Below are 10,565 nucleotides of genomic sequence, written 5' to 3'. Positions count from 1 at the left end.
AACGCCCGGTCCCATTCCGAACCCGGAAGCTAAGACCCACAGCGCCGATGGTACTGCACCCGGGAGGGTGTGGGAGAGTAGGTCACCGCCGGACATAAATTACAGTAGGGCCCTGACAAAAGACGTCAGGGCCCTACTGCTTTAACCACCCACCCGCAGGGAACCCGGGGACGCTCTATCACCTCCTGCAGGAAACCCGGGGACGCTCTCTCACTTGCTGCAACCCAAACCACGATGCCCTATCACCACCCGCGGCAGCACCGCCGTCGAGCACCCCTCCCATACTGATAGAGGACCCGCGCAAACGCGACAGGAAATGATCGAGCGTCGCCTGGAAACCCGCAGGAAGTGATTGAGCGTTGGCCGTGCGTGGGCACAGGTAGAGTGGGGCACCATGAGCAGCCTCTTCAGCCACGGCAACGATAAGTTTGGAAGCGATGACGAGAGTTCCCTCGAGCTCCTCGAACCCGTCGTCCACACAGTGGTGGTGCCGGGAAGCGTTGCGCACGCCTTCGCCGGCTTTACCGACCACACGCACCTTTGGTGGCCTCTGGACAAAATCGGTGTGTACGGCGCGGGCTCTTACGTGGAGTTCGAGGAAAACCTCATCCTGGAAACGGCCGACGACGGCCGGACCAGCATTTGGGGCACGCTTGACGACTGGCAGCCGCCGCTGTCCTTCCACGCGACCTGGCACCCCGGCTCCAGCGCGCTGTGGTCCACCGAGCTGCGGGTGGCCTTCCGTGCCGTCCAGGACGGCACGGAAGTACGCATCTTCCACGACGGCTGGGAAGGGGCCGAGAACCCTGCCGCCACCCGTGAACAGTACATTGCCGCCTGGCCCTTGGTCCTTGCCCGGTATTGCCGTTTTATGGGCGTCCCGGAGGCCGACGAGGAGAAGGGATGACCGCGCCCACCAGTGCGTCAGGTTGAGGGCCGCCGTCGGCCGGGCTCGTCCGGCGGCACTGCAGTGCTGGTCCTGATCACGAAGTTTGTCCTGAACTCCAGATCGGCTTCCGGTGCGGCCAAGGCGTCGTCGGATCCGCTCCTGGGCCCGAGCAACCGCAGTGCAGTCCTGGCAGCAAGGGCGCCCTGCCCGCGGGGATCCTGATCCACGGTGGTCAGGCCGAAAGTCTCGCCCAGTTCATGCCCGTCCATGCCCACCACCGAGAGGTCCCGCGGAACCTGCAGGCCGAAATCGCGGGCGGCAAGGATAGTGCCCACGGCCATCTCGTCGGACGCGGCGAACACCGCTGTGGGCCGCTCCGCTGCAGCTCCCAAGAGCTGGCGGGCGGCAATGTAGGCGCCGTGGACGGTGAAGTCCGCCGTGGTCTGCCATTCCGGCCGTATCTCCAAGCCCGCCATGTGCATGGCCTGTTGGTAACCCGCTTGCCGGATGCCCGGGAGCTTGAAGTCCTGGTTCATGGCGGCGTCGCCGGTGACGTGGGCTATCCGGGTGTGCCCGAGCCGGATCAGGTGGTCGGTGGCCTTCCGGGCCAGCCGCTCGTCGTCGATCCTGATCGTGGAGGCTCCGGGCAGAGTGCCGCCGATGCCCACAATCGGGCGGTGGACGGCCAGTAGCTGCTGGATCTCGTCGTCGCTGAGCACCAGCGCAACGGCGATCACAGCGTCGAGGCGCTTCCGGAGCAGGAAATCGTTCAACACGCTCTGGCGGCGCTCCGGTTGGTCGCCCACGTTGTAAAGCGTCAGGTCGTAACCGGCGTCCAGAAGGGTGGCAGATACACCCTCCAGCACGGAAGAGAAATACCAGCGGTGGATGGACGGTACCACGAGGCCTACATTGTGGTTCCGCCCGGAGGCCAGGCTGGAGGCGTGATAGGACGGGACGAACCCCAGTTCCCCCGCAGCCTCCAGCGCCAGTTTCCGGCTCTTGGCGGAGACGTTCGATTTACCGCTGAGCGCCCGCGAGACTGTTGCGACCGACAAACCGGCTTTGTCTGCGACGTCCTTTATCCCCGCCATGCTCAATCGCTGGAGGAGTCCGGTCCAATCCGGATCCAGGCTGTTTCGCCCGAAGCCAGGAGGCCCTCCAGCCCGGAAAGCGTACTGCGGACGAGGACCTGGCCGGCGGGCATTTCCAGTGGCTCGTGGTGGAGGTTCATAAGCACCAGCGTAGTGCCGTTGACATAGGCCAGGGACGAATCCGTGCACCAGTCCTCCGCCCATGCCAGGGATCCGCGTCCCAGGTCCAGCTCCCTGCGGGCTGCCAGCATGGTCCGGTAGAGGGAAAGGTGCGACGACGGCGAGCCGGCCTGCAGGTCCCTCGCCAATTCCGCAAACGAGGGGGGAAGCGGCAGCCAGGGGTTTTTGCCGGAGCCGAAGCCGAGGTGGCGTTCAGCAGCCCGCCAGGGCAGGGGAACGCGGCAACCGTCCCGGCCCAGCCGTTCCCCGCCTGTCCGGGCGAAAGTGGGATCCTGGCGCAGGTTCCCCGGGATATCGATACCGTCGGGCAGCCCAAGCTCCTCACCCTGGTAAAGGTAGGCAGCCCCGGGCAGCCCCAGCATAAACAGGGAGGCGGCAGCAGCCCGGTGCCGGCCCAGGTGTGTGTCGGGCTGAGGATCGGCGGGGCCGATGCCGTCTCCGTCGCGGGGCCCCTGCCCGTTGTAGCCGAAGCGGGTGGCGTGGCGGACGACGTCGTGGTTGGAAAGCACCCAGGTGCTGGGAGCCCCCACAGCGCCCAGGACGGTCAGCGAGTCCGTAATCACCGTCCGAAGCCGGTGCACATCCAGCCCGGCGTGCAGGTACGGGAAGTTGAAGGCCTGGTGCATCTCGTCGGCCCTGACCCAGTGGGCAAGCCGAGGGAGGTCGACGCTGGCTTCTGCGCACAGGATCCGGTCCGGGCCGTACTGGTCCAGGATCCGTCGCCAGGCGCGGTAGATGTCGTGGATGGCCGGCTGGCCGAACATCGGTGCCTCATGGCCGGGGAAGCCGTCTGAGCTTCCGCCGTCAGCCCGCCCTCCCCATGCCGGGAGCCCCGGTGCCTTGACGAGCGCGTGGGCGACGTCTACACGGAAACCGGAAACACCCCGGTCCAGCCAGAACCGGAGAATCCGTTCGAACTCGGTGTGAACGGCGGGGTTGTCCCAGTTGAAGTCGGGCTGGGACGAATCAAAGAGGTGCAGGTACCACTGGTCCGGCTGGCCATCGGGCCCGGTTACCCGGGTCCAGGCCGGACCGCCGAAGTGGGACTGCCAATTATTGGGCGGCTCATGGCCTTCGGGACCGTTGCCGTCGCGGAAGATAAACATTTCCCGCTCCGGGCTTCCGGCAGGCGCAGCCAGGGCTGCCTGGAACAGTGCGTGCTGGTCGGAGCAGTGGTTGGGCACGAGGTCCACGATGACCCGCAGTCCCAGCCGGTGTGATTCCGCCATCATGACGTCGAAGTCCCCAAGGGTGCCGAAGATCGGGTCCACGTCGCAGTAGTCGCTGACATCGTAGCCGGCGTCACGCTGCGGGGAGCGGAAAAACGGAGACAGCCAGATGGCGTCGACACCGAGGTCGGCCAGGTGCGGCAGTTCCTCCGTAATGCCCGCAATGTCTCCCACGCCGTCGCCATTGAGGTCGCGGAACGAACGCGGATACACCTGGTAGATCACGGCTGAGCGCCACCAGCCGGGCTGGCTGTCATCAGAGTGGATCAGGCTCAGCGGGCCGGTCCGGGGAGCGGTGTTGGGCGTCACAGTTTCGACAGACATGGAAGCAAGCTTAGCTTGTCCGGCCTATTTCATGGAAACGCTTCCAGTGCGTCCACGGGAGGCTGCGCGGTCATTAATTGCCTTTCCGCAGGTCAACACTGGAAGCGCTTGCACCAAATGTCCGGACAGTGGATCCGTCCTCTTCAGCAGTGAGCCCTCATGAAACCGCCCATTGGGCCGGTCCTACACTGGTAAACATGTGCGACGACGGGTGGAGGCTTTGTGGGAAGCGTAGTTGAGGAGCTGGAGACGGTACTGGCCGCCGGCCAGGTGGACCGGACAGAAGCAACCCTGAGCCGGTACGCCGTGGACCAGGCGCCTATCCTCGACTACCAGCTGCCCCTGGCAGTGGTCTTCCCGGAGTCGGTACCGGACGTGCAGGAGGTAGTGCGGATCTGCGCCACCGGTGCCGTGCCCATCGTGCCGCGGGGCGCCGGGACAGGTGTTTCCGGTGGCGCCCACGCCACCAAGGACTGCGTCATCCTGTCCCTGGAACGCATGGACAGGATCCTGGAACTGAGCCCTGACGACGAAACAGCTGTGGTGCAACCGGGAGTCATCAACGCCGTGCTCAACGAGGCAGCAGCGGCGCACGGCCTGATGTATGCACCGGACCCCGCCAGCTTCCGCAGCTCCACAATTGGCGGCAATGTGGCCACCAACGCAGGCGGCCTGCGGTGCGCCAAGTACGGCGTCACCCGGGACTCCATCCTCGCACTGGACATAGTGCTGGCGGACGGATCGCTCATTCACACCGGCCACCAGACCTTCAAGGGCGTAGCCGGCTACGACCTGACCGGTCTGTTTGTTGGCTCGGAAGGAACTCTTGGCATCGTGGTGGGGGTGACTGTTCGCCTGAAGTATCTTCCCCGCGAAGTGCACACCATTGCGGCGTTTTACCCGGACTTCCGTCTCGCCGCGGCCGGGGTCCTGGCCGTGGGCAGGGCACGGGTGCAGCCGGCCATCATGGAATTGCTCGACGGCGGCACGCTGGCGCAGCTGGATGAAATCCACGGCTCGGACCTCACGTCGCGCGGCAGGTCGCTGCTCCTGATCCAGACGGACGGCTTCGGCGCTGCCGCCGAGGCAGCAGTGGTCCGGGAAGTACTGGCAGCCGGCGGGGCAACGGTCACCACGGAGGCAAGCGCCGAGGCAGAACGCCTGGTGGAATTGAGGCGCCACAGCAGGGGTGTGGAGGTCGACGACGAGTACCGGGTGGGAGAGGACGTCGCCGTACCCAGATCGCGCCTGGTGGACTACGTAGCTGCCCTGGAGGCCATGGCCGCCAGCTTCGGGGTGCACCTCAAGGTAGTGGCGCATGCCGGCGACGGCAACCTGCACCCCACTTTTTGGATAAACCGGAACGGCAGCACGGTGGACACAGGCGCCATGGCGAGGCTTCAGCAGGTGCTTGACGAATCCATCACGGCAGCCCTGCAGATGGGTGGCACCATCACCGGGGAACACGGTGTAGGGCAATACAAGCTGCGGTGGCTGGGCCAGGAACAACCGGAACCGGTCCGGGAGCTCCAGCGCCGGATCAAGGACCTGTTCGATCCGGCCGGCATCCTGAATCCAGGAAAGGCGATCTAGTTAGTCGTCCGAGTCCGGGTACTCGTCGATCGACTCGTCATCACCGTAGCGTGACTCTTCGGTTTCCACCTCGAGGATCTTCAGCATCCCGGTGTCCGGGTTGAGCATAATCGCGGCTTCATCCCGGCGGTGCCGGAGGATGGAGTCGATGTAGGACTGCACTGCTTCCGCCAGGGGAATGTGCCGCTCCTGCTTTTCGGACATGTACCAGCGGTGCTCCAGGACCTCATGCACCGCTTCGGCAGGCTCCAGCTTGCCGGACAGGTCGCGGGGAATGGAGCGGACAATGGGCTCGAAGATCTGGCTGACCCACAGGTGGGCGCTATATTCCTCGTCCATCTCCGGGTTATTGTCCGCCCGGAAAGAATCCATGTCGTTGAGGAGCCGGCGCGCCTGATTTTCCTGCGCGTCCAAACCCGTGAGGCGCAGCAGGCGGCGCTGGTGGTGCCCGGCGTCAACCACCTTTGGCTGCAGCTGGATAGTGGACCCGTTCTGGGTGGTTTTAATGGCGTATTCCTCGACGTCGAACCCGAGTTCGTTGAGCCGCCGGATCCTTGCGCCCACCCGCCAGCGTTCGCCGAGTTCGAAGGATTCCTTTTCCGTGAGCTCGGCCCAGAGGCGGCGGTAGCTGTCCATAATCAGCTCGCTGGTGGCCACCGGATCCACCTTTTCCTCGATGAGCCCGCCGTCCAGCAGGTCCATCAGCTCACCGGCAATGTTCACCCGCGCGATTTCAAGGTCGTATTCGCGCTGGCCGGTGGACAGGTCCGGGTAGAGCTCGCCGGTTTCAGCGTCCACCAGGTAGGCGGCGAAAGCGCCGGCGTCGCGGCGGAACAGTGTGTTGGACAGCGAAACATCGCCCCAGTAGAAGCCGATCAGGTGCAGCCGCACCATCAGCAGGGCCTGCGCATCAATCAGGCGCGTGAGTGTGTCCTTACGCAGCATCTGCGAGAAGAGGGCACGGTACGGCATAGAGAATTTCAGGTGCCGGGTGACCAGCACCGGGTTCAACGGCCGCCCGTCCAGCGTGGTGCGGCCGGTGATGACGGCGACCGGTTCAACGCAGGGAACGTCCAGCCGCGCCAGTTTGCGGAGCATGTGGTATTCATGCCGGGCGACGTGCTCGGAGGTTTCCTTGATGGCGATCACGGAGCCGCCGAGGTGCGCGAAGCGGACGATATGCCGGGAGATGCCGCGGGGGAGTGCTGCCAGGTTTTCAGCCGGCCAGTCCTCCAGTGCGATGTGCCAGGGGAGGTCCAGGAGCTCGGGATCGGCGGCGGCCGCTGTGATGTTCAGTGAGCTGGAGACCGCGGACAGCTTGCTGTCATTGGCGCTGGCCGCCTCAAACCGCGGCAGCTTGCCGATCTGCGCATAGTCGGTGGGTTCGTCGTGCCACTGGGCGCTGTTTTCCTCGGTCATGGGTCAATTCTTTCGTACATAGGGCGGCTCGCCTAAACATTAGGGGTTAACGCCGACGGCGGCCCGTCCAGGAAGGAGGGCCGCCGTCAGTGGATTAGGGCTGGATGTTAGTCGCCCAGGCGCAGGCCGGTCTTGGTGTCGAAGAGGTGCACGTGGCCCGACTGCGGACGGACGTAGATGGACTCGCCCTTCAGCGGGGGGCGGCGGCCGTCGACGCGTGCCACGATGTCGTGGTCCTTGCCGTCAAGCGTGGTGTGACCGTAGACGTAAGCGTCGGCACCGAGTTCCTCGACGACGTCGACCTCCACCTTCAGGCCTTCACCGTGCGGAGCAGTCTCGAGGTCCTCCGGGCGGGAGCCCAGCGTCACGGTGGAGCCGTGTGCTTCTTCGAGGACGTCGCGCGGTACCGGGTAAACGGTGCCGCCGAACTGCACGCCGCCGTCGACAACCGGCAGTTCGAGCAGGTTCATGGCGGGTGAGCCGATGAAGCCGGCAACAAAGACGTTCTTGGGCCGGTCGTAGAGGTTGCGCGGGGTGTCAACCTGCATCAGCAGGCCGTCCTTCAGCACAGCCACGCGGTCGCCCATGGTCATGGCCTCAACCTGGTCGTGCGTCACGTAAACGGTGGTGACGCCCAGGCGGCGGGTCAGGGATGCGATCTGGGTGCGGGTCTGAACGCGGAGCTTGGCGTCAAGGTTGGACAGCGGCTCATCCATAAGGAAGACCTGCGGGTTACGGACGATGGCGCGGCCCATGGCAACACGCTGGCGCTGGCCGCCGGAGAGTGCCTTCGGCTTGCGGTCAAGGTACGGCTCAAGGTCAAGAAGCTTGGCGGCTTCACGGACGCGCTCGGCACGCTCTTCCTTGGAGACACCGGCGATCTTCAGTGCGAAGCCCATGTTGTCCGCGACAGTCATGTGCGGGTACAGCGCGTAGTTCTGGAACACCATCGCGATGTCGCGGTCCTTCGGCGGGACGTCGGTGACGTCGCGGTCGCCAATGAGGATACGGCCTGCGTTGACGTCCTCGAGGCCTGCGAGCATGCGCAGGGAGGTGGACTTACCGCAACCGGAGGGTCCAACGAGGACAAGGAATTCGCCATCGGCGATGTCGATGTTGAGCTTATCGACGGCGGGCTTTTCTGTGCCCGGGTACAGACGCGTAGCGTTATCAAAAGTAACTGTAGCCACAGTTATCAATCCCTTCACCGGCAGGTACGTGCCGGACGATCCGTTGTGAATGGTTCATGTTGGTTCAGTTTTGTCTTGCAGACGCTCCCCGGCCAGGCCGAGGAGCATCGAGTGACGCCGCACGGTTCTTGTGCGCCACATCACAAGCAAGAGTATGTCAGATATTGAGCATTTCGTTCCAAATGTTACGGACGTCACATATGACCTTGCTCAACTTCTGCCGTGGAACCCCTGCTGGTCTTCCTCGGCAACGGCCAGGCTGCGCTCGTGAAGCAGTACTTCCAGCAGCTCCGCCACGTGCACCGGTGCCTCCACGCGGTACTGGGCCTGGGTGAAATCCAGGCCTACCTTCACGCCTACATCACCAGGCCCCAGGCGGGCCAGCGCATCCTCATCCGTGGTGTCGTCACCGGCAAAGAGGAGGGCCGTGGCCCCGGTGACCTGCCGCAGGAAGGTTACCCCCTCGCCCTTGGAGGCGTTCACCACTGAAGTTTCCAGGACCCGCTTTCCGTCCTTGAGGAAGACGCCCTTGCGGTCCTGCAGCAGCGAACGTGCAGCTGATACCGCGTCCTGGGCGACGTCGTCCTCGGCCAGGCGGGTATGCAGGACCACACCGGCCGGCTTGTCCTCCAGCATGGTGCCGGGCGCCTCCGCGGCAATCTCAGCCAGGATGGTCCGGACCTCGGCCAGCAGGACCTTTTGATCCTGGTCCAGCGTCAATCCGGTCGATCCCGGCCCCAGCCAGGCCTCTGCTCCGTGGCTGCCGATCAGCAGCGTGTCCACCGGCGGCGACGCCACTGCGCGCAGGCTGGCGAGGGCGCGTCCGGAGATGAGCGCCGTCGTCGTGCGGGGAAGGGCGGCGAGCCCGGCGAACGCCGTGGCTGCGCGCGGAAGGGGGCGGGCGTCGTCGGCATGGCCCACGATGGGAGCCATGGTGCCGTCGAAGTCCATGGCCACCAGCAGATGATCGGTCGCAGCGATGCGCCGAAGGGCCTCGCGAAGTTCCGGTGCCAGCGTCAACTTGCCGTTGCCGGCCCGGCCGTCAGGAGTCATCACGGACCGCTTTCTCGTCGAGTGCACGCAGGAACTCCGCAGACCAGTAATCCACGTCGTGCTCAAGGATCTGCTTGCGCATGGCTCGCATGCGCCGGGAGGCGTCCCGGGGCGACATCTCAACCGCCCGCATGATCGCGCCCTTCAGGCCATCGATGTCGTGCGGATTCATCAGCAGCGCCTGCTTGAGCTGGTCGGCGGCGCCGGCGAACTCGCTGAGCACCAACGCACCGTCGTTGTTGGTGCGGGCCGTGACGTACTCCTTGGCCACCAGGTTCATGCCGTCCCGCAGGGCGGTTACCAGCATCACGTCGGCCGCCAGGTACAGGGCCACCATCTCCTCCACGGGGTAGCTGTGGTGCAGGTAGCGGACCGCCGTGTTCTCAAGGGTGTCGTAGGTGCCGTTGATGTGGCCTACCGTGCCCTCCACTTCCTCACGTAGGAGCCGGTACTGCTCAACGCGCTCGCGGCTGGGGCTGGCAACCTGGATCAGGGTGGCGTCCGCGACAGACAGCTTGCCGTCGGCCAGGAGCTCTTCGAACGCCTTCAGCCGGTGCCGGATGCCCTTGGTGTAGTCCAGCCGGTCCACGCCCAGCAGGATGGTTTTCGGGTTGCCAAGGTCCTGGCGGATCTGGCGCGCCCGCTCAATGATCTCCGGCTTTTGGGCCAGCTCACTGATCTGCTGGACGTCGATCGAAATGGGGAACGCCTGGGCACGGGCGATGTGCGTAATTTCCCCGTCCTGGCCCTTGACATGCACCTGCTGCTGCTTGACGCTGGCGCCCAGGAAGCGGCGGGCGGAACGCATGAAGTTTCCAGCATCGCTGGCACGCTGGAAGCCCACCAGGTCGGCGCCGAGGAGGCCGTCGATGATGGCCTGGCGCCAAGGCAGCTGGGCGAAGATCTCTGGCGGCGGGAACGGAATGTGGTTGAAGAAACCGATGCGGAGGTCCGGCCGGGCTTCCCGGAGCAGCCGTGGCACCAGCTGCAGCTGGTAGTCCTGGATCCACACCGTGGCGCCCTCGTCGGCATGGCGTATGACGGCGTCGGCGAACCTTCTGTTGACCTTGCGGTAGGCGTCCCACCACGTCCGGTGGAACTCAGGCGGGGCGATGACGTCATGGTAAAGCGGCCACAGTGTGGCGTTGGAGAAGCCCTCGTAGTAGAGCTCGACGTCGTCGGCGCTGAGCTGTACCGGGACCAGGTCCATGCCGCCGTGGCTGAAGGGTTCCACCGTCTCGTCCGGGGCGCCGTGCCAGCCCACCCAGGCGCCGTCGGACTTGGTCATCATCGGTGCCAGCGCGGTCACCAGGCCGCCGGGGGAGCGGCGCCACCCGGAGCCGTCACCGCCGCTTTCATCAGGGGCGCAGCGGTCCACCGGCAGCCTGTTCGAGACCACCATGAAGTCATACTTTGTTTCCCCGCTGTGGCCGGAGCCGGCGGCGCCGGACCCGGCTGCGGTGGCAGGTTTTTCCTGGACGGGTGTTTGCATTGCGGCCCCCTGGGGTTGCTAGTGCCTCTTAGTTCACCCTAACGGGACGGAATCTTCCGTGCTATTCGTCCGTTGGTCAATCCGGCAGAATACTTGAACAGG

Annotated in this window: 8 protein-coding genes and 1 rRNA gene; 3 read left to right on the top strand and 6 right to left on the bottom strand. The window is 65.1% G+C overall.

Features of this window, described 5'->3' with window-relative positions:
- Together rrf and ACFVYC_RS14445 are read left to right on the top strand one after the other, a co-directional pair.
- Positions 1 to 94, top strand: a 5S ribosomal RNA gene (gene rrf / locus ACFVYC_RS14450); the annotation flags it as partial.
- 300 nt (positions 95 to 394) lie between these two features.
- Positions 395 to 907, top strand: coding sequence for a hypothetical protein (locus ACFVYC_RS14445; RefSeq protein ID WP_387551200.1), 513 nt, complete (start codon positions 395 to 397; stop codon positions 905 to 907).
- A gap of 17 nt (positions 908 to 924) precedes the next feature.
- Here the strand turns inward: ACFVYC_RS14445 and ACFVYC_RS14440 are convergent, their stop codons facing one another.
- Together ACFVYC_RS14440 and ACFVYC_RS14435 are read right to left on the bottom strand one after the other, a co-directional pair.
- Positions 925 to 1,983, bottom strand: coding sequence for a LacI family DNA-binding transcriptional regulator (locus ACFVYC_RS14440; protein WP_387551197.1), 1,059 nt, complete (start codon positions 1,981 to 1,983; stop codon positions 925 to 927).
- Between the two features lie 2 nt (positions 1,984 to 1,985).
- Positions 1,986 to 3,716, bottom strand: coding sequence for a glycoside hydrolase family 13 protein (locus ACFVYC_RS14435; RefSeq protein ID WP_387551194.1), 1,731 nt, complete (start codon positions 3,714 to 3,716; stop codon positions 1,986 to 1,988).
- A 222-nt stretch (positions 3,717 to 3,938) separates the two neighbouring features.
- Here ACFVYC_RS14435 and ACFVYC_RS14430 point away from each other — a divergent pair, with 222 nt between their 5' ends.
- On the top strand, positions 3,939 to 5,309 hold the full coding sequence (locus ACFVYC_RS14430; RefSeq protein WP_387551191.1) for an FAD-binding oxidoreductase: 1,371 nt from the start codon (positions 3,939 to 3,941) through the stop codon (positions 5,307 to 5,309).
- On the opposite strand, the gene ACFVYC_RS14425 is transcribed toward ACFVYC_RS14430, so the two are convergent.
- The 4 genes from ACFVYC_RS14425 to ACFVYC_RS14410 form a co-directional block, all read right to left on the bottom strand.
- The gene (locus ACFVYC_RS14425) at positions 5,310 to 6,728 is read right to left on the bottom strand and encodes a DUF4032 domain-containing protein (protein ID WP_387551188.1); all 1,419 of its coding nucleotides are present in this window, start codon (positions 6,726 to 6,728) and stop codon (positions 5,310 to 5,312) included.
- Between the two features lie 107 nt (positions 6,729 to 6,835).
- The gene (locus ACFVYC_RS14420) at positions 6,836 to 7,918 is read right to left on the bottom strand and encodes an ABC transporter ATP-binding protein (RefSeq protein ID WP_387551185.1); all 1,083 of its coding nucleotides are present in this window, start codon (positions 7,916 to 7,918) and stop codon (positions 6,836 to 6,838) included.
- Between the two features lie 210 nt (positions 7,919 to 8,128).
- Entirely contained in the window at positions 8,129 to 8,971 is an 843-nt protein-coding gene (otsB, locus tag ACFVYC_RS14415) for a trehalose-phosphatase (RefSeq protein ID WP_387551219.1), read from the bottom strand.
- Positions 8,961 to 10,463: a trehalose-6-phosphate synthase gene (locus tag ACFVYC_RS14410; protein WP_387551183.1), complete on the bottom strand. Its 1,503-nt coding sequence runs from the start codon at positions 10,461 to 10,463 to the stop codon at positions 8,961 to 8,963. The genes otsB and ACFVYC_RS14410 overlap by 11 nt, the downstream gene beginning before the upstream one ends.
- Positions 10,464 to 10,565: the final 102 nt, after the last annotated feature.

The sequence above is a fragment of the Pseudarthrobacter sp. NPDC058329 genome, assembly GCF_042879835.1.
GTDB lineage: Bacteria > Actinomycetota > Actinomycetes > Actinomycetales > Micrococcaceae > Arthrobacter.
Note: the sequence above shows the minus strand (reverse complement) of the source record. Positions and strands in the feature narration are given on the sequence as shown.

Bases quoted from the DNA above. Each gene is read 5' to 3' on its own strand.
- otsB (WP_387551219.1), bottom strand. From the start codon at position 8,971: ATGACTCCTGACGGCCGGGCCGGCAACGGCAAGTTGACGCTGGCACCG.
- ACFVYC_RS14440 (WP_387551197.1), bottom strand. From the start codon at position 1,983: ATGGCGGGGATAAAGGACGTCGCAGACAAAGCCGGTTTGTCGGTCGCA.
- ACFVYC_RS14410 (WP_387551183.1), bottom strand. From the start codon at position 10,463: ATGCAAACACCCGTCCAGGAAAAACCTGCCACCGCAGCCGGGTCCGGC.
- ACFVYC_RS14435 (WP_387551194.1), bottom strand. From the start codon at position 3,716: ATGTCTGTCGAAACTGTGACGCCCAACACCGCTCCCCGGACCGGCCCG.
- ACFVYC_RS14425 (WP_387551188.1), bottom strand. From the start codon at position 6,728: ATGACCGAGGAAAACAGCGCCCAGTGGCACGACGAACCCACCGACTAT.
- ACFVYC_RS14445 (WP_387551200.1), top strand. From the start codon at position 395: ATGAGCAGCCTCTTCAGCCACGGCAACGATAAGTTTGGAAGCGATGAC.